The organism is Burkholderia sp. B10 (assembly GCF_004368385.1).
GTDB classification, from domain to species: Bacteria; Pseudomonadota; Gammaproteobacteria; order Burkholderiales; family Burkholderiaceae; genus Burkholderia; species Burkholderia vietnamiensis.
On record NZ_PQMX01000012.1, the window covers coordinates 31,295 to 48,962 of the forward strand.

A 17,668-nucleotide genomic window follows, 5' to 3' on the forward strand; every position below is an offset into this window, starting at 1 on the left:
GTCTAGCCCTGAAGCGCGGCGCGCAGCAACGCCAGGCGCTGGCGGTACGCGCGGCGTGCCGCGAGCGCGTCGGCCATCGTCACGGGCACGAAGCGCGCGCGATGGTTCGGCTGCATCTGTCCGATCAGGTCCATGTCGGCGCTGATGACCGTGCCGATGGTCGCGTAGCCGCCGCCGGAGACCGCATCGCGATGCAGGATGATCGGCTCGAGCCCGGCCGGCACCTGGATCGAGCCGACCGGATAGCATGCGTCGACGATGTTCGACGGATCCGCGCCCGCGCCGAACGGTTGTTCGCGCGGCCGAAACTGCAGCGGCCGCCCGTTCTTGTAGCGGTAGCCGATGCGGTCCGCCTCGGGCGCGACGGTCCACGCATCGTCGAAGAACGTCTGCGCCGACGCGTCGGTCAGCCGGTGGTGGTACAGGCCCGTCAGCACGCGCAGGGCGACGTGGCTGTCGAGCGGCCGGCGCATCGATGCCGGCAGTTCGCGCCCTTCGCGCGGCGCGCCGTGCACGGCGCCGACCGGCAGCCGATCGCCTTTCTGCAGGCGCCGGCCCGCAAGGCCGCCGATCGCGCCGAGCGTATAGGTCGAACGGCTGCCGAGTACGACCGGCACGTCGATGCCGCCCGCGACGGCCAGATACGCACGCGCGCCGGCCTTCACGTACTGGAACGACAGCACGCTGCCCGCGCGAATCCGGAGCGCGACGTCGCAGCTTTGCGCGATGCCGTCGATCTTCGGCGTCATCTCGGCGCCGGTGACGGCGATGAGCGCGTCCATATGGAACAGCAGTTCGGGGCCGAGCAGCGTGCATTCGAGCACGGCCACCTCTTCGGGATTGCCGACCAGCAGGTTCGCCGCGCGCGACGCGTACTGGTCGAGCGAGCCCGACGGCGGAATGCCGACGTGATAGCAGCCTTGCCGGCCCATATCCTGGACGGAGGTGGCGAGGCCCGGTTTCAGAACCTCGATCAGATCGTGCGGATCAGTCGGCATGCAGCACCTCGACGAGAGAACGGTTATACGCATCGGGATCGCGCCGGAACGCGTCGAGCGAGAACTTCACGGGGCGCACCCGCAGCGAGAAGGTTCCGGCGTCGACGGCCGCCACTGCTGCGTCGTACGCAGCGCGATCGATCGGCTGGAACTTCACGATGTCGCCGGGCCGGAAGAACACCATGAAGTCGTGCAGATAGTCGAGCCGCTGCGCGGGATCGAAGATCGGCGCCGGCGTCACGCCGAACATCTGGTAGCCGCCCGCGCCGCGCACCGAGTAGATGCAGCCGAAGCAGCCGCCGTGCCCGACCGTGAGCTTCGGCGTGTCGGTGCGCGGCCGCAGGTATTTCGGCACTTCGAGCTGGCGCGCGCGTTCGACCATCTGATACATGAACGGCAGCCCCGCGACGAAGCCGACCATCGAGACGAACCACGGCGAACCGGAGTGCGCGGCGATGAATTCGTCGACGTCGCGCTTGCCGTTGATGCGCGCGGCGTACTCGAGATCGGTCGACGTCGGATCCTGATGACGCTCGCGAAACCGCATCATCGTCTCGTGCGTCCACGGGTCGTTGTAGAGCACGGGCACCTCGACGATACGCGTGTCGAGTTCGAGCGGCGCATCGCCGGCCTCCGTCTCGATCGTCCGGAGCAGCGCGACGAGCGCGTCGGGCTCGATCACGTCGGGGTCGTAGCGCACCTGGTAGGACGCGTTCGCCGGACAGATCTCGGTGATGCCCGGCACCGCGCGGCGCTGCAGTTCGCGCGTGATCGCCGTGCCCTTGAAGAAGGCGTCGAGCGACATCGATTCGCTGATCTCGACGAACACGAACTCGTCGCCGCCGAAGGTATAACGGGCCGTCACTGTGCCTCCCCGACGCGCGTGGCGTCTGCTTCCGTATCCGCGTGTTGCCGGGCGCGGGCCGTCACGGCCTCGCGCCATTGCGGCATCCACGCTTCGAGAAAATTGGTGTGGTAGCGGCCGGCCCGCACGTCGTCGTCCGCGAGCAGCGCGAGGTGCAACGGTGCGGTGGTCTTCACGCCGCCGACGTGCAGCTCGCCCAGCGCGCGCGCGAGGCGTTGCAGCGCGGCCGCGCGGCTCTCGTCGTGCACGATCAGCTTGGCGAGCAGGGAGTCGTAGAACGGCGGCACGACGTAGCCCGGATAGAGCAGCGAGTCGATGCGTGTGCCGGCGCCGGTCGGCCACACGAGCGTATCGATGCGTCCAGGGTTCGGACGGAAATCCTGCAACGGATCTTCCGCGTTGATCCGGCATTCGATCGCCGCGCCGCGCATCGCGATGTCTTGCTGCGCGAAACGCAGCGGCTCGCCGTCGGCGATGCGCAGCGTCTCGCGCACGAGATCGATGCCCGTGATCGCCTCGGTCACCGGATGCTCGACCTGGATGCGGGTATTCATCTCGATGAAGTAGAACTCGCCGCGGGCGTCGTCGTACAGATATTCGAGCGTGCCCGCGCTGCGGTAGCCGACTTCTCGCGCGAGACGCGTCGCCGACTCGCACAGCGCGTCGCGCTGCGCCGGCGTAAGCGAAGGCGACGGCGCCTCCTCGAGAATCTTCTGGCGTCGCCGTTGCAGCGAACATTCGCGCTCGAACAGGTGCACGACGTTGCGGCCGTCGCCCAGCACCTGCACCTCGATGTGCCGCGCGCGTGCGATGAAGCGTTCGAGATAGACGCCGCCGTTGCCGAACGCGGCCTGCGCCTCGCGCTGCGCGAGCGGCAGCTCGGCCTCGAGTTGCGCGGCGTCGTGCGCGACGCGGATGCCGCGCCCGCCGCCGCCCGCGGCCGCCTTGATCATCAGCGGATAGCCGATGCGCGCAGCGACTGCCTGCGCTTCTTCGAGCGAGTGCACGACGCCGTCGCTGCCGGGCACGGTCGGCACGCCGGCGCGCTGCGCGGTTTCGCGTGCGCGGGCCTTGTCGCCCATCGTCGCGATCACGTGCGCGTCGGGGCCGACGAAGATCAGGCCGGCCGCCTCGACCTGCGCGGCGAAGGCCGCGTTCTCGGACAGAAAGCCGTAGCCGGGATGAATGGCGTCTGCGCCGCAGCGGCGCGCGGCATCGAGAATGGCCGCGGGATTCAGATAGCTCTTCGCCGCATGCGACGGGCCGATGTGGATCGCTTCGTCGGCCATGCGCGCGGCGAGGCTGTCGCGGTCGGCGTCGCTGACCACGGCGACCGCGCGCATGCCGAGCTCGTGTGCGGCGCGGATGATGCGCACCGCGATCTCGCCGCGGTTCGCGACCAGCACGGTCCGGATCCGCGACGGGCGATAGAACGTGCCGGAGGAAGTTGCGAGGCTCATCGCGTCACTCCTCGATCCGCATCAGCACCTGGCCTGCGTCCACCGGCTCGCCGTCTTCGACGAGCAGCTCGGCAACACGCCCCGACACGTCGGCTTCGATCTCGGTGAACTGCTTCATCACTTCGACGAGGCCGACGACCGCACCCGCCATCACGGGCGCGTCGACGGCGACGTAGTAGTCCGCGTCGGGCGACGGACGGCGGTAAAAGGTGCCCGGCAGCGGGCTGACGATATCGTGCAATGCCATCATGCGTCTCCTTGAATCAGTGATGTGCGGCGAGCGGTAGCGGGGCGGCGGTGCGAATGCCTTCGCGAACCAGCGCGTCGCGCGTTCTGCGCACGAGTTCGAGCGCGCCCGGCGTGTCGCTATGGATGCAGACGGAGTCGAAATCGATGTCGATGTCGTCTCCTTCGATCGTATGCACCTTGCCGTCGATGCAGGCGCGCAGCACCTTGTCGGCGACCAGGCCGGGATCCAGGCGTCCGACGCGGCGCGTGAACACGATCGAGCCGCTGCGGTCGTAGTCGCGATCGGCGTAGAACTCGCGCACCACCGGCTGACCGTATTCGGCGGCGACGCGGTACGTCGCCGACGCTTCCATGCAGTACAGCCACAGGCCGGGATCGACGCGCTGCAGCGTCTCGATCAGCAGCCGCGAGAACGCCTCGTCGGCCGCCGCGTGCATGTAAAGCGCGCCGTGCGGCTTCAGATGCTGAAGGCGCACGCCGTAGAGCCGCGCGAACTCGCGCAGCGCGCCGAGCTGGTAGACGATGTCGTTGACGAGCGCCTGCGGCGTTTCGGCGATCGCGCGGCGGCCGAAGCCGACCAGATCGCGAAAGCCCGGATGCGCGCCGATGCCGACGCCGGCGGCGCGCGCCAGCTGCACCGTGCGCGCCATGATGTTCGGGTCGCCGGCATGAAAGCCGGTGGCGATGTTGGCCGAGCTGATCAGCGGCATGATCTGTTCGTCGACGCCGTCGCCGATCGTCCACGGGCCGAAGCCTTCGCCCATGTCCGAATTCAGGTCGACGCTTTGCTTGCTCATGCTTGGGGATCCTCCAGGTTCTCGGTCGATGCGCGCTGCTGCGCGAGCCGAAGCAGTGTCGAAAGGAGGTTAGCCGCGCACGGGACGTCAAAATAGTTCTATTTTTGTATGCGACGTATCGATTTTTTCGATATCGACGAGAACGGGCGCGAGCCCGGCCCCGGCTGGACTTCGGGGCCTTCATGGATCCCCGCCGGTGGCGGTCGCGCGATCGATATGATATTTATTGCGCACCGCTCCGCTTCCCGTCGGCCATGGCCCTGACCCTCAGACAGCTCAAATACTTCGTCGCCACGGCCGAGCTTGGCCAGATCTCGCAGGCCGCGATCCAGCTCACGATCTCGCAGTCGGCCGTGACGAGCGCGATCAAGGAGCTGGAGGAAAGCCTCGGCACGCAACTGTTTCTGCGCACGTCCGCGGGCGTGACGCTCACCGACACCGGCTGGCGCTTTCTCAATCACGCGTATGCCATCCTGTCGTCGGTCGACGAGGCGATGCGGGTTCCGAACCTCGCAAGCACGGTGACGGGCACGCTCGCGATCGCCGCGAGCTACACCGTGCTCGGCTATTTTCTGCCGCAACATGTGCTGCGCCTGAGCACACTTTATCCGCGGCTGACGATCAACCTGCACGAACTGAACCGCGAGTCGATCGAAGAGGGGCTGATCGCGAGCCGCTACGACATGGCCGTGCTGCTGACGTCGAACGTGTCGAATCCCGAACTCGTGCTGGAGCCCGTGATCCATTCGGTGCGTCGGTTGTGGGTCGGCGCGCATCATCCGCTGCTCAAGCGCGAGAGCGTCACGTTCGCGGAGGTGGCGAACGAACCGTTCGTGATGTTGACGGTGGACGAGGCCGGCCAGACCGCGCTGCGCTACTGGAGCGAGACGCCGTATCGGCCCAACGTGATCCTGCGCACGTCGTCCGTGGAGGCCGTGCGCAGCATGGTCGCGAACGGCAGCGGCGTCGCGATTCTGTCCGACATGGTGTATCGGCCGTGGTCGCTCGAGGGGCGGCGCATCGAGACGATCGTGTTACGCGACCCGGTGCCGCCGATGAGCGTCGGCCTTGCGTGGCGCAAGAACATCGAGCTGAGCCCCGCGATGCACGCGCTGCGCGACTATTTCGTCAGACCAGCGGAAATCGGTGGGCCGCCCAAGCGGAAGTAGTAGGTGGGGCTGATTGCGCGAAGCCTGAATCCGTTTTGCCGTGCTGGCTGGATAGGGCATCCCATCCGTCTGACGAGCCATGCCGGCGACGCCTGGAGCCGTAAACGCAACCAGACAGTGCGCCCGAGCCGTTCGGGCGCGCGCCGCCCGCTCAATAACGCGACAACTGATTGCCGTTGATCTGCACGCGATCGCCCGGACGCAGATCGCCGGGCGACTGCACGTCGAACGAGCGCATCGAGCCGTCGCTGACCTGCACGTCGATCCGGTAGCTGCTCGGCGGCTGCGCGGCGCCCATCTGCTGGCCGATCTGGTTGCCGGCCACGGCGCCGCCGAGGGCGCCGATCACGGTGGCCGCCTCGCGGCCGTGGCCGCGGCCGAACTGGTTGCCGAGCACGCCGCCGACCAGCGCGCCGACGACGGTGCCGGCCACACCCGACGTGCCGACCGATCCGTTGACCGGCTGGATGTTCGAGACGGTGCCGTATTGCGTGCCGTAGCCGTTGCCGTACTGGCCGCCGTACGGCTGCTGATTGCCGTATTGATCGTACTGCGGCGCCTGAGCCGGATAAGCCGGCTGCTGCGGCTGCACGTAGCCCGGTTGCGCATAGGCGGGCTGCGCGTAGCCAGGCGTCGCGTACGGCTGCTGTTGATAGGGTTGGGTGCCGTAGGGGCCGTAGCCCGGTGCGACGCACGCGGTCAGCGGGAGCGCCGCCACGGCGACGAGCGAGGCGAACAGAACGGTCTTCGTGGAAGGCATGCGCATCATGATGTTTCCTGCATCGGCTACGTGTTCGCCGACGAATGCCGGAACGGGTGGCGAACTCGGCGTGAGTATAAGGAAAGGGCCGATGCGCGTCCGGTGCGGCCGGGTAACAACGTGTAAAGTCTGTTGCGGAGGAAATCGGCGGCGCGCGGCCGCTCCGCCCCTTCCATCGCTCAGCGCTGCGCAATCACCCGATCGGCCCCGCCATACTCACGTAGCGCGTATCGCGGCCGGCGCGGCGGCCAATGCGTCCCGTGTCGACGTCGGGTACGAATCGCCGTGACCCATGTGCGGCTCGCACGGCGAGTGCCCGGGCTTTTCGAGCGCGGCGACGATGCGCTCGCTTGCATGCCCGTCGCCGTACGGGTTCACCGCGTGTGCCATCTGCTCGTATTCGTGGCGATCGTTGAGCAGCGCTTCGACCTGCGCGACGATCCGGCCGCGGTCGGTGCCGACCAGACGTGCGGTACCGGCTTCCAATGCCTCGGGCCGCTCGGTCGTATCGCGCGTCACCAGCACCGGCACGCCGAGCGCTGGCGCCTCCTCTTGAATTCCGCCCGAATCGGTAATGATCAGATGCGCCTTCGACATCAGATACACGAACGGCAAATACTCTTGCGGACCGGTGAGCGTGACGTTGCGGAGGTCGCCAAGAATCGCTTTCACCGGTCCCGTCACGTTCGGATTCAGATGCATCGGATAGACCAGCTCGATGTCGTCGTGGCGGGTCGCGAGCTCACGGAGCGCATGGCACACATGTTCGAGCGGCTCGCCGAAACTTTCGCGGCGATGACCGGTGACGAGGATGAGCCGCCGTGCCGGATCCAGAAACGGAAATCCTGCGGCGATGCGCTCCGAGAGCCACGGGTCAGCGGCCAGCTTCTCGCGTGTCTGCAGCAGCGCGTCGATCACGGTGTTACCCGTCAGAACCACCTGTTCCGGCGTCATGCCTTCGCTGTACAGGTTCTGCGCCGCGCGCTTCGAAGGCGCGAAGTGCCACGAAGACACGGCGTCCGTCACACGCCGGTTCAGTTCCTCCGGCCACGGCGACCAGATATTGCCGGTACGAAGCCCGGCCTCGACGTGTCCGATCGGGATGTGCCGATAGAAGGCGGCCAGGCTCGCCGCCAAGGTGGTGGTCGTATCGCCGTGAACCAGCACGATGTCGGGCCGGGCCGCATCGAACACCGGGCCGATGCCGTTCAGGATGTTCGCGGTCAGCTCGGACAGCGACTGGTTTTGACGCATCAGATCCAGATCGAAGTCGGGAACGATGTCGAACAGCGACAGCACCTGGTCGAGCATCTGCCGATGCTGGGCGGTGACACATACGGTGACGTCGAATTCAGGGTGCTGCTTCAGCGCGCGCACGAGCGGCGCCATCTTGATCGCTTCGGGACGTGTGCCGAACACGGTCAAAACTCGTTGCATATCGATTTTCTCTATTTGATTTCCGGTCTTCTCGTCGGTCCGCGACACGCTTAAAACCACAACGTTGCGCGAACCACCAAGCCTTTGGCGCGGTCCGCGTCGGTCAACCGCACGCGATACTGGACGTCGAGGTCGATCCAGCTCGCCGGCGCCCGATACGCGCTTTCGCGGAACCAGTAGCGCATGCCGATGCCGGGGCCGATGCCGAGTGCGAGCTTGTGCAACGCGCGGGTGTCGTAGTCGCCGGCGATCGCCGCATGCGGGAACATCACCAGATGGCTGCTGATCGAATCGATCCGCCATGAATGGCCGTAGCGCAGCTCGACCGGTTGAACGAGCCGTTGCTGTCTCACGAAGTACGCGCTCTCCGTGTAGAACTGCCATGTCGTCCAGTCGGGCTTGACGGGATGCAGATCGATGCCGTCGTCGATCGAGTAACCGACGCGGAACAGCCAGTCGTCATACGCGTAACGTCCGCCCGTCATCAGTTTCTCGGCGGTGAACACCAGGTTTTGCGACGAAAGCGGCTTGTAGCGGGCGCCGACCGACCACTGCAAGGTCGGCAACCCGGTGATGCCGCCGCTGCGGTCGTACAGCGTCGAGTACTGGCGCGCGAACACCTGGAAAATGCGCCCGTTGTCGTAGCCGATCTTCGGCGGCTGCCAGTAGACCTCGGTGCCGCCCTGCAGAATCCCGATGGTTTCCTGAGGCCTGAACCCGCCGGATTGATACGCGACGTTGACGATCGCGCCGACGCGCCGCTCCGCGTCGTCGACCGCGCGTCGGTATGCGTAAGCCTGTTCGGCGTCGTATTGCGGCGCCTGCGCGTTCGCGTCGATGCTGTCGTGAAAGAACCGATCGGCAAGTTCGTTCTCGCCCAGGCCGCGCGCCGTGTACGCGGCGTCCGCATATTCGAGCGCGGACTCGTGCTGGCGGGTGAAGCCCGCCGCAAAATAGCGGAGCGCGTCCTTCTCGTACGCCGGGTAGTCGCGGCCCACGCGCCGGGCCGTGTAGGCCGCATCGAGGTATTGATGCGCGGCGCCGGGTTGCACGGCGAAGCTCGCATCGAAGAATCGAAGCGACAGCTTGTCGTAGGCCGGGTCGCGCTCGCCGAGACGGCGCGCCGTATAGGCGGCGTCGAGGTACTGCTGCGCGGTGCCGGGTTGCAGCGCGAAGCTCGCCTCGAAGTACCGGAGCGCCAGCTTGTCGTAGGCCGGGTCGTTCTGGCCGAGACGACGTGCCGTGTACGCTGCATCGACGTATTGCAGCGCCGTGCCCGGTTGCAGCGCGAAGCTCGCGTCGAAGTAGCGGAGCGCGAGCTTGTCGTACGCCGGGTCGCTGTTGCCGAGACGGCGTGCCGTGTACGCTGCATCGACGTATTGCAGCGCCGTGCCCGGCTGCAGCGCGAAGCTGGCGTCGAAGTAGCGGAGCGCGAGTTTGTCGTAGGCCGGATCGTTCTCGCCAAGACGACGTGCCGTGTACGCCGCATCGACGTATTGCAACGCCGTGCCCGGCTGCAGCGCGAAGCTGGCGTCGAAGTAGCGGAGCGCGAGTTTGTCGTAGGCCGGGTCGTTCTTGCCGAGCCGGCGCGCCGTGTACGCGGCGTCGACGTACTGCAACGCGGTGCCGGGCTGCAGCGCGAAGCTCGCTTCGAAGAACCGCATCGCTTGCTGGTCGTAAGCGGGATCGCTGTCGCCCAGGCGGCGCGCGATATAGGCGGCATCGATGTATTCGAGCGCCGTGCCTGCGTGCCTGGCGAAGCTCGCCTCGAACAGCTGGAGTGCCTGCCGGTCGTAGGCCGGATCGTTCTTGCCGAGACGGCACGCCGTGTACGCGGCATCGACATATTGCCGCGCGGTACCCGGCTGCTGCGCGAAGCTCGATTCGAACAGCCGAAGCGCCTGCTTGTCGTAGGCCGGGTCGTTCTGCCCGAGACGGTGCGCCGTATAGGCGGCATCGACATACTGACGCGGGGTCGCCCGACGGCGAGCGAAGCTCGTCTCGAACAATTGCAGCGCGCCTTTGTCGTCTCCGGCGCGAATGTGCGCATAGCAGCTCTCGAGCAGCCGGTCGGGCTCGCCTTGCGCGCATGCGCTGCCGGCCGCGATACCGAGTGCGATCGCGATGCAGGTCGGTCGTGCATGGACTTTCATGTCAGGCCACCCCCGACAGCGTGCCGTGCGATTCGGCCGACGCGCGCAGCTCGTCCAACGCCGCGACGATCTCGTGCTCGGCGGCAATGAAGCACTGCACGTCCACACCGGCGGCCGCCCGCAACTGCGCGAGCGCCGTATCGGAAAGCGGCGCCGCCACGGCGACGTTGAGCGCCGATCCTTCGCCGATACCGAACGGAATCGCACGATGCCGCACTTCGATGAAGTCCGGCAACCGGGTGGCGAACGGCCGCCAGTCGCGACGCGCCAACTCGACACGCGGCAATCCCGCCTGCCATGCAACGGCGTCGGCGAGCGTTTCGGGATCGAGCCCGGCTTCGTTGACCAGCAGTTCGCCCAGCCGCGTGCCGGCGTCGGTGCGCTGCATTTCGAGCGCATCGTCGAGCTGCTCCTGGCTGATCGCATGCCACGAGAGCAGCAGCTCTCCCAGGCGGCGATGCACCAGTCGAAGATCCTCGCGCGACGGATACGAATGCTTGGTCTTGTCCCAGCCGATCGGTTGCCCGGTCACGGTCGACACGATGAACAATCGCCACGCACGACACACTGCGAAGAAGTTGATGAAGTTGTTGACCACCAGCCGCGGGATCGACAGCAGCCCCTGATGAAATCCGTTCAGTCTCGTGACGAAGTACACGCGCTGCAGCACGCGGTTCACGAGCAGCGCAGTATTCGCGGCCATCATGTACTCGAGCCACTTCGGCGAGGCCTCGAGCAAGGTCTGTCCGGCCGGCAGCCAACCGCGCGCGATCGCGAACCGCAGCAGCAGGTGATTGACCAGCAGCAGGTAAGCCAGAATGGTGACGAGCGACGTGACGGTGCCCTTCCGGTCGCGCAGATACATGTACTTCGTCGCGATCGAGCCGTGCCAGCCGAGGCGCTGCGCGCCCTGGAACGCGATGCCGATGATCCAGCGTGCACGCTGCCGGTAGGCGGTGCGGAACGTGCCGGGAAACAGCTCGCGAGTCGCAATGATGCTGCGCGCGTCGATTTGCCGACGCTGGCCGCCGAACATGTGACGACGTGTCGTCTTGTATTCGAGCGGCAGCCAGACGAAGGCCATACGCGCGCCGATGCGCTTCATCTGGAAGCTCGTGTCGTAGTCTTCGGTCAGGCTGTCGGTGCAGAACGGCTGGTTGTTCGCGCCTTCGAGCAGGCGATCGAGGATGCGGCGGCTGTAGCACGACGCGACGCCCGCGCCCGGTATGCAACCCGTCAGGCTTTCGCGCACGACCAGATCCTTGGAATGCCACTCGCTGAAGTCGTCGAGATAGGTGCAGCCCACCCAGTCCTTCCAGTCGCGTTCGAGCGACAGCACCGGCAGTTGAAGAAACTCCTTCCGTTCGATCAGGTGATTGAAGAGTTTCAGTTCGAGCGGATGAATGATGTCCTCGCAATCGTGCATCGCGACGCCGGCAAAGCGCATGCCGTTCTCTTGCTCGTAGGCGAGAATCGACTGGACGATCCAGTTCAGGCAATCGGCCTTGCACGTCGGGCCGTCGTTGCGGACGATCGCCCGACGCACGACGTTCGGATAGCAGCGCGCCATGCGATCGGCTTCGATCGTCGTATCGGGATCGTTCTGATAGGTGCCGACGAAGATGACGAACTTGCGATATTCGAGCGTCGCGATGGTGTGCTCGATCATCTGCGCGAGCACCGCGTACTCCTTCCACGCGGGCACCATGATCGCAAACCAGCGCTCGTCCTCGCCGCGCAATTCCTGAGCGGTGAGCCGCGGATAGCGGCGGTGGATGACGAAGCGCCGGTACGCGGCGCGGATCCAATAGAAAGCGTCGATGTACAGGTCGTCGAGCGACGACACGAGGATGACCGTGCATACGACCACGACCACCGCATTGAATGCATCGAAGTACGCCGCCTGCAGCGGATGAAGCGCGGGAGCCAACGTCATCGTGCGGTTCCCCCGCCGCCGAAGCGAGACGGTTGGCGAATCGCACGCATGCAGCGCGCTGCCCGCAAATTTCCACCCCGTGCGACTTCGGTCGCACCGTCGTTATTTTTTGTGTTCATAGCCTTCCCCGTTCGAAGCGATCGCGCCGTCACCGCAAGGTTTCGCGAGACCGTGTCGCTCCTTTAATGATTCGAATCTATGGGCGCGCTTCGTTGCGCAATTGATGTCGATCAACGGCGCTCGTGGCAATCGTTTGCCGTGTATCCGCACCTCTCTTCGCTTTGTGTTCCACGCCACATGTGGTTTTTGTTTGCAACCGGAAGTGGGAAAATCGCAGGATGAGGAGCAGACGAATTCCTCTGAGAAATTCGATGCGTGATCGACGCCGCGGTTACGCCGCGTTAGCCGAGATACGGCGCGCTGATGGCGTGATCTCGGACGTTGTGGGCCGTTGCAACAACATGAGTTGCGGCCCGGCAGACGACCCGCTCGCGCACGCCGGACTTCGACGTGCACGGATGCCGCGACGTGATGAATCGTTGCGTCGCGCCGCATTCGGGAAAGGTGTAATTCTGCGTGTTCGAGTGCCGCGCGAGCGGGGTGACGATTGCCATCGGAAGGCAACTCGTGGCGCTATCCAAATCGTGCCGTTAGCGAAATGGAAATCGCATGGACGGCGTTTCGTCGATACGCATTGCTGCATGCGAACTTCGCATCTCGATGGTTTGTGAAACGTCCATTCGTCGGTCGCCGAATGGAGCGATATTGCTGTCATCCGACGGTTTCGAATCTGCGAATTAGTCGTTGCGCGAGGCTCCATCTTTCGCTTCACTTTCTTTCCGTACGCTCGACCTACCGAAAGACGCCGACACCGAATACCGATTCGAGCACTTCATTGACAGACGTCGATACGTCCACTAGATTAGCCGCATGCACGCACTTCTCGTTACGACCACCGCAACCACCACCACGACCGCCAATGGCGGGCCGAGGGGAGGTTGCACGTCGTAAGTCGTTGCGTCAAACCATCCCGAAGCCCCGCCGGAAACGGACGGGGCTTTTTTTCGCGCTCCGTTCGGCCGGCACCACGTTCGACGGAGAAACCATGAACGATTTCGATCACCGAGTGTTAGGCAACAAACTGGATCTGTTTCATCAGCAAGATGAAAGTCCAGGCGGCATCTTTTGGCATCCGCGCGGGATGGTTCTTTATCGCGTCATCGAGGAATAAATTCGGGTCCGAATGCGGCAGGCCGGTTTTTCCGAAGTGCGGACGCCGCAGATCCTGTCTCGCGATCTGTGGGAACGGAGCGGCCATTGGGAAAAGTTCGGGCCGAACATGTTTTCGCTCGAGAGCGACCGTAATCCGTACTGTCTCAAGCCGATGAGTTGCCCATGCCACGTGCAGATATTCAAGAAGGGCAGCCGTTCATACCGCGATTTACCGATCCGATATTGCGAATTCGGCGCGGTCCATCGCGCCGAACCGTCCGGTGCATTGCACGGCCTCATGCGCGCGCGTGCATTTACGCAGGACGACGCTCATGTACTTTGCCTGCCCGACCAGATCGAAGATGAAGTCGCGCGGTTCTGCAAGCTGCTGAAGGCGATCTACGCAGACTTCGGGTTCGGGGAGTGCGACGTGGCGTTGTCGACGCGGCCGCCGGCGCGTGCCGGCAACGATGCGGTCTGGGATCGCTCGGAAGCGATGCTGGCGTCGGCCGCGCGGGCGGCCGGGCTGGAATTCGCGATCCTGGCCGGAGAAGGCGCGTTCTACGGCCCGAAGCTCGAATTTCATCTGGTCGACCGTCAAGGACGGAAGTGGCAGTGCGGGACGATCCAGCTCGATTTCGTGTTGCCGGAGCGGCTCGGTGCGTCGTATGTCGGCGAGGACGGCGCGAAAGCGACGCCCGTCATGTTGCACCACGCCGTGCTGGGAAGCCTCGAACGGTTCATCGGCATTCTGCTCGAACACTACGAGGGATGGCTGCCGACATGGCTGGCACCCGACCAGATCGTCGTCGCGAACATCGGCGACGATCATCGCGCATTTGCCGATCACGCGGCATCCGCTTTCGAAGACATCGGCTGCCGCGTGCTGCGCGATTTCCGCGCCGAGCGGCTGCCCCGCAAGATCTTCGATGCAACGGAACTCGCCGCGCCGATCGTCGCGATTGCCGGCCGCAAGGAAGCGCTGGCCGGCGAAGTGTCGCTGCGAATGAGGGGCGGCGAGCAGCACGTGATGACGATCGACGCTGCGCTGGCGTTTCTCAAGCAGCATGCGCGCGTTCCATCCGCGACGCGGGCGTGCTGATACGAAAGGCAATGCAGTCGGCGGGGATTCTCCTCAGACCATTGATTCGTCTGAGGAGATGAACCTGTCGGCAGGCGGCCTTGCGTGCCGGACGACGACGGCCTCGACGACTGACGCACTGCGCTACGCTGCGGCCCGGCCACTGTCAGCCCTATAATCCCGCACGGCAAAATCGCCGCCCCGTACCGATTCGCAAGCCTTCCATGGAGCTTCCCGCAATGTCGCCGAACATCGACGTTCCCTTCTTCCGCATCCTGTCGGACAGCTACGGCCGGCTGCTCGGCAAGCCGCTGGTGCCGGCGGGGATGAGCTCCGCCGAAGGCGCGCGATGGCTGTACGAAGCCGCGCCGTTCGGGATTCTCGCGCACGGTGTCGCGGCAGATCCGGTGTTCGTCTACGGCAACGCGCGCGCGCAGGCGATCTTCGGATACGACTGGGACGAACTGACGGCGTTGCCGTCGCGGTTCTCGGCGGAGCCGATGGAGCGCAGCGAGCGCCAGCGCTTCCTCGAGCAGGTGGCGCGGGACGGCTTCGTGTCGGGATACCGCGGCATCCGCATCACGAAGTCCGGCACACGCTTCTGGATCGAGCATGCGACCGTGTGGCAACTCACGGCCCCGGACGGCAATCATTGCGGTCAGGCGGCGATGATCCCGGAGATCCATCCCATCGGCTGATGCCGTTGCGTGCGTCGCGCGTGCGCGGCGCGGGTCGGGCCGGATGCCGAAACCTGCGCCGGCCGGCGAGATAACGAATTCGTAATCGACGGCTCACCTTGCCGAAAGTGCCCGTTACCGAGAATGGAGTCTCACTCTTCATCGCACTGGGTGGAGAGCGAAGAACCGAAACCGCTCCCGGATACGGTCATACCACTCCAATAGGTGAACCTCATGAAGAATCTGATCCGCGCCGTCCTGATCTCATGCGCATTGAGCGCGCCCGTCGTCGCCTTTGCGCAAAACACGAACGGTCCCGTCACGCGTGCCGAAGTGCGCGCCGACCTCGCACGCGTCGAACGGGCAGGGTACCGTCCGATCGGCAACGACCCGTTCTACCCCAGCGACATCCAGGCGGCCGAAGCGAAGGTCGCCGCCCAACGACCGGACGCATCGCCTGCGCAGTCGCACGCCGTTGCGTCGCAATCCGACGCGCAACGCGCGGCGGTGTCGTACGCGTCGAACGATACGTCGGGGCTGTACGAACATCACTGAGCGCTTCGCGCGACTTGGCCGGCATGCGCTGCACGGCGAGGGAACGCACGATTCGACGCCGCGCGGCCGGCCGCATGCCGATGGGCCGTGGGCCGCGATGCGCGCCGTAGCGGCGCGCGCTCAACGATGGAGCAGCGGGTAAGCGACGAGCCCGATCAACGCGGCCGCCGCGACCACTACCGGCTCCTGCAGCTTCTTGAAGCGCCATAGCAGCAGGACGGTCGCAACGGCCAGCGCGGCCGTCGGCACGTCGACGATCGAACGCTTCGCGATCACCAGCACCGAGCCGGTGATTGCGCCGACGGCCGCGGCCGTGATGCCGTCCACGAACGCCTTGACGCCCGGCAGGTGGCCGTACTTCTTCACGTACGGCGCGGGCACGACCGTGAACAGATAGCACGGCAGGAACGTGCCGAGCGCCGCGACGATCGCACCGGGCAGGCCGGCGACCAGATAGCCGATGAAGCCGACCGTGATGACGACCGGCCCCGGCGTGATCATCGCGACCGCGACGGCATCGACGAACTGCTTGTCGTTGAGCCAGTGATGTTCGGTGACGACGCCGCCATACAGGAACGGCACGATCGCCAGCCCTGACCCGAACACGAACGCGCCGGCCTTCATGAAGAACGCGCCGAGCTGCACCAGCTGCGGCAGATCGATGCCGCTCAGCGCGCCGCTCGCCGCCGGCAGGTTGGCGGCGGCCGCCGCGCCGAGCCCGCCGCCGCGCAACCAGCGGGGCGGCGCGCGCCACAGCCAGCCGATCACGCCCGCGACGACGAACAGCCACGCGATCTCCGACTCGGTGACGAAGGTCACGACGGCAAGCGTCGCGAAGATCGCCCACAGCAGCTTGTCGCGGCCGACGGTTTTGGTCGTGAGCTTGTACGCGCTCATCGCGATGATGCCGACCACCACCGCGCCGACGCCGTAGAACACGGCGTGCATCCACGGCAGCCCGCCGAAATGTGCATACGCGAAGCCGAGCGCGACCACCATCAGGAACGACGGCAAGACGAACGCGCAGCCGACCAGCGTCGCACCGGCCACGCGGTAGTGCACGAAGCCGAGATAGATCGCGAGCTGGGCCGCCATCGGCCCCGGCGCGAGCTGCGCCAGCGTGAGTCCTTCCTTGTAGTCGGCTTCGGTGATCCAGCCGCGCCGCTCGACCAGGTCGCGCCGCATGTAGCCCGCGAGCGCGACCGGGCCGCCGAAACCGAACGTGCCGAGTCGAAGCATGTAGGCGACCAGCTCGCCGAGCGAGTAGGCCGGTTCGGTTGCGGCGCTGGCGGTGGTCATGATGCGGCTCCGGTCCCGGTCGTCCCGGTCGACGTGAAATGCGCATAAAAGGCGTCGAGCACGACGACCATTTGCTCGAGCAACTGCTCGTCGTTCTGCGCGCGCTCGCGGGCGCCGGCCATCACGGCTTCGAGGCCGGCGGCTTCGGGCGCCGCGGGGCCGCCCACGTCGAGCGCATGCACGATCGCGCCGAGCCGCGCGAGCGCGCGGTCGCCGTCGAGGCCGAAGCTGGCCAGCAGCACCTCGAACGTCACGCGCTCGCCGACGTGCGTGAACGCCGCGCCGTCGAAGTCGAAGCCCAGTGCGTCGGCCGGACAATCCGTCGGCGAGGCGAGCCACACGAAGCGCGGGCGGGCGTCGATGAAGCGGCGGATCAGCCACGCGCTCGCGACGCGATCGACCCACATGCGCCGCCGGGTGGCCCACGTGCGCCCTTGATATTCGCCGAGCGCAAGCACGCGGATCGGGCGCTCGGCCGCGTGCGGCTCGCCGGGCGACAGCACGGTGTCGACCAGCGCGACGAAGTCCTGCAGCGCGGCTTCGGCGCGCGTCGACGCGTCGCCCGGGAAGTAGTCGCTCGCCCGCAGCGCGTCGAAATCCTTGCGCACGCGCCGCAGCAGACGCGCGAGTTCCGAAGCCGGCTGGCCGGCGAGCGTCTTGCGGGCGTCCGCGAGCGTCCGCATGAACGCCGTGTAGTCGTCGCTGCGGTCGAACAGCGCGCGAAATGCCTGCTCCTGCGCCGCATCGGCGCTCGGCGCGCGCAGCAGATGCGCGCTGCCGCCGCTGTCGGCGATCGCGTCCGCCAGTTCGTCCAGCGTTCGGTGCTGCTCGTCCGAGTGCGGCAGCAGGTAGACGCCGTCGCGCAGCACCGCGCAGCCCTTCGCCTTCAGGGCGCGCCAGAACCGCATGCGGGCCGTCGCGTTCTGGGTCGGGAGCGTCAGCACGAGCAGCGACCAAGTGGTGAATGAGTTCATGTAGGGGATGCTACTTCTGTGTCGCAAGTTCTACAAGTTTCTCGCT

The 17,668-nt window shown here is 66.0% G+C and carries 16 protein-coding genes; 5 read left to right on the top strand and 11 right to left on the bottom strand.

Annotated features, from left to right (window positions below; all coding sequences use genetic code 11):
* Positions 1-2: 2 nt before the first annotated feature.
* The 5 genes from C3Y15_RS08740 to C3Y15_RS08760 are packed head-to-tail and all read right to left on the bottom strand — an operon-like array spanning position 3 to position 4,369.
* On the bottom strand, positions 3-998 hold the full coding sequence (locus C3Y15_RS08740) for a biotin-dependent carboxyltransferase family protein (RefSeq protein WP_059561697.1): 996 nt from the start codon (positions 996-998) through the stop codon (positions 3-5).
* Positions 988-1,863, bottom strand: coding sequence for an allophanate hydrolase subunit 1 (locus C3Y15_RS08745; protein WP_059461523.1), 876 nt, complete (start codon positions 1,861-1,863; stop codon positions 988-990). The genes C3Y15_RS08740 and C3Y15_RS08745 overlap by 11 nt, the downstream gene beginning before the upstream one ends.
* Positions 1,860-3,323, bottom strand: coding sequence for an acetyl-CoA carboxylase biotin carboxylase subunit (locus C3Y15_RS08750; RefSeq protein WP_059561701.1), 1,464 nt, complete (start codon positions 3,321-3,323; stop codon positions 1,860-1,862). The genes C3Y15_RS08745 and C3Y15_RS08750 overlap by 4 nt, the downstream gene beginning before the upstream one ends.
* A gap of 4 nt (positions 3,324-3,327) precedes the next feature.
* The gene (locus tag C3Y15_RS08755) at positions 3,328-3,570 is read right to left on the bottom strand and encodes an acetyl-CoA carboxylase (RefSeq protein ID WP_034193784.1); all 243 of its coding nucleotides are present in this window, start codon (positions 3,568-3,570) and stop codon (positions 3,328-3,330) included.
* Between the two features lie 16 nt (positions 3,571-3,586).
* On the bottom strand, positions 3,587-4,369 hold the full coding sequence (locus tag C3Y15_RS08760) for a 5-oxoprolinase subunit PxpA (RefSeq protein WP_059888833.1): 783 nt from the start codon (positions 4,367-4,369) through the stop codon (positions 3,587-3,589).
* Positions 4,370-4,623: 254 nt separating this feature from the next.
* On the opposite strand from C3Y15_RS08760, the gene C3Y15_RS08765 reads away from it, so the two are divergent.
* On the top strand, positions 4,624-5,538 hold the full coding sequence (locus C3Y15_RS08765; protein WP_069239849.1) for a LysR family transcriptional regulator: 915 nt from the start codon (positions 4,624-4,626) through the stop codon (positions 5,536-5,538).
* Between the two features lie 151 nt (positions 5,539-5,689).
* On the opposite strand, the gene C3Y15_RS08770 is transcribed toward C3Y15_RS08765, so the two are convergent.
* From C3Y15_RS08770 to C3Y15_RS08785, 4 genes are all read right to left on the bottom strand, one after another.
* Positions 5,690-6,307 (bottom strand): glycine zipper 2TM domain-containing protein, encoded by a 618-nt coding sequence (locus tag C3Y15_RS08770; RefSeq protein ID WP_046428291.1) that lies wholly within the window; start codon positions 6,305-6,307, stop codon positions 5,690-5,692.
* Positions 6,308-6,514: 207 nt separating this feature from the next.
* Complete coding sequence (gene wecB, locus C3Y15_RS08775) at positions 6,515-7,735, bottom strand: UDP-N-acetylglucosamine 2-epimerase (non-hydrolyzing) (RefSeq protein ID WP_185499731.1); 1,221 nt, start codon at positions 7,733-7,735, stop codon at positions 6,515-6,517.
* Positions 7,736-7,785: 50 nt separating this feature from the next.
* The gene (locus tag C3Y15_RS08780) at positions 7,786-9,888 is read right to left on the bottom strand and encodes a bacteriophage N4 adsorption protein A (protein ID WP_124259662.1); all 2,103 of its coding nucleotides are present in this window, start codon (positions 9,886-9,888) and stop codon (positions 7,786-7,788) included.
* 1 nt (position 9,889) lies between these two features.
* Positions 9,890-11,824, bottom strand: coding sequence for a glycosyl transferase family protein (locus C3Y15_RS08785; RefSeq protein ID WP_014724309.1), 1,935 nt, complete (start codon positions 11,822-11,824; stop codon positions 9,890-9,892).
* 1,105 nt (positions 11,825-12,929) lie between these two features.
* On the opposite strand from C3Y15_RS08785, the gene C3Y15_RS32530 reads away from it, so the two are divergent.
* From C3Y15_RS32530 to C3Y15_RS08800, 4 genes are all read left to right on the top strand, one after another.
* A complete protein-coding gene (locus C3Y15_RS32530; protein ID WP_257786157.1) occupies positions 12,930-13,055 on the top strand; it encodes a hypothetical protein in 126 nt (41 codons plus the stop codon).
* A 12-nt stretch (positions 13,056-13,067) separates the two neighbouring features.
* On the top strand, positions 13,068-14,138 hold the full coding sequence (gene thrS / locus C3Y15_RS08790; protein WP_069246576.1) for a threonine--tRNA ligase: 1,071 nt from the start codon (positions 13,068-13,070) through the stop codon (positions 14,136-14,138).
* Positions 14,139-14,356: 218 nt separating this feature from the next.
* Entirely contained in the window at positions 14,357-14,815 is a 459-nt protein-coding gene (locus C3Y15_RS08795; protein WP_124259663.1) for an MEKHLA domain-containing protein, read from the top strand.
* 213 nt (positions 14,816-15,028) lie between these two features.
* Positions 15,029-15,349 carry a DUF4148 domain-containing protein gene (locus tag C3Y15_RS08800; protein WP_011881208.1) on the top strand — a complete coding sequence of 107 codons (321 nt, stop codon included), beginning with the start codon at positions 15,029-15,031 and terminating at the stop codon, positions 15,347-15,349.
* A gap of 120 nt (positions 15,350-15,469) precedes the next feature.
* On the opposite strand, the gene C3Y15_RS08805 is transcribed toward C3Y15_RS08800, so the two are convergent.
* The gene (locus C3Y15_RS08805) at positions 15,470-16,648 is read right to left on the bottom strand and encodes a chromate transporter (protein WP_034193726.1); all 1,179 of its coding nucleotides are present in this window, start codon (positions 16,646-16,648) and stop codon (positions 15,470-15,472) included.
* Positions 16,645-17,622 carry a chromate resistance protein ChrB domain-containing protein gene (locus tag C3Y15_RS08810; RefSeq protein WP_034193725.1) on the bottom strand — a complete coding sequence of 326 codons (978 nt, stop codon included), beginning with the start codon at positions 17,620-17,622 and terminating at the stop codon, positions 16,645-16,647. Before C3Y15_RS08810 ends, C3Y15_RS08805 begins: the two co-directional genes overlap by 4 nt.
* Between the last annotated feature and the right edge of the window lie 46 nt (positions 17,623-17,668).

Coding starts and splice junctions, on each gene's coding strand:
- C3Y15_RS08740 (WP_059561697.1), bottom strand. CDS start 998: ATGCCGACTGATCCGCACGATCTGATCGAGGTTCTGAAACCGGGCCTC.
- C3Y15_RS08750 (WP_059561701.1), bottom strand. CDS start 3,323: ATGAGCCTCGCAACTTCCTCCGGCACGTTCTATCGCCCGTCGCGGATC.
- C3Y15_RS08755 (WP_034193784.1), bottom strand. CDS start 3,570: ATGGCATTGCACGATATCGTCAGCCCGCTGCCGGGCACCTTTTACCGC.
- C3Y15_RS08760 (WP_059888833.1), bottom strand. CDS start 4,369: ATGAGCAAGCAAAGCGTCGACCTGAATTCGGACATGGGCGAAGGCTTC.
- C3Y15_RS08765 (WP_069239849.1), top strand. CDS start 4,624: ATGGCCCTGACCCTCAGACAGCTCAAATACTTCGTCGCCACGGCCGAG.
- C3Y15_RS08770 (WP_046428291.1), bottom strand. CDS start 6,307: ATGATGCGCATGCCTTCCACGAAGACCGTTCTGTTCGCCTCGCTCGTC.
- wecB (WP_185499731.1), bottom strand. CDS start 7,735: ATGCAACGAGTTTTGACCGTGTTCGGCACACGTCCCGAAGCGATCAAG.
- C3Y15_RS08780 (WP_124259662.1), bottom strand. CDS start 9,888: ATGAAAGTCCATGCACGACCGACCTGCATCGCGATCGCACTCGGTATC.
- C3Y15_RS08785 (WP_014724309.1), bottom strand. CDS start 11,824: ATGACGTTGGCTCCCGCGCTTCATCCGCTGCAGGCGGCGTACTTCGAT.
- C3Y15_RS32530 (WP_257786157.1), top strand. CDS start 12,930: ATGAACGATTTCGATCACCGAGTGTTAGGCAACAAACTGGATCTGTTT.
- thrS (WP_069246576.1), top strand. CDS start 13,068: ATGCGGCAGGCCGGTTTTTCCGAAGTGCGGACGCCGCAGATCCTGTCT.
- C3Y15_RS08795 (WP_124259663.1), top strand. CDS start 14,357: ATGTCGCCGAACATCGACGTTCCCTTCTTCCGCATCCTGTCGGACAGC.
- C3Y15_RS08800 (WP_011881208.1), top strand. CDS start 15,029: ATGAAGAATCTGATCCGCGCCGTCCTGATCTCATGCGCATTGAGCGCG.
- C3Y15_RS08805 (WP_034193726.1), bottom strand. CDS start 16,648: ATGACCACCGCCAGCGCCGCAACCGAACCGGCCTACTCGCTCGGCGAG.
- C3Y15_RS08810 (WP_034193725.1), bottom strand. CDS start 17,622: ATGAACTCATTCACCACTTGGTCGCTGCTCGTGCTGACGCTCCCGACC.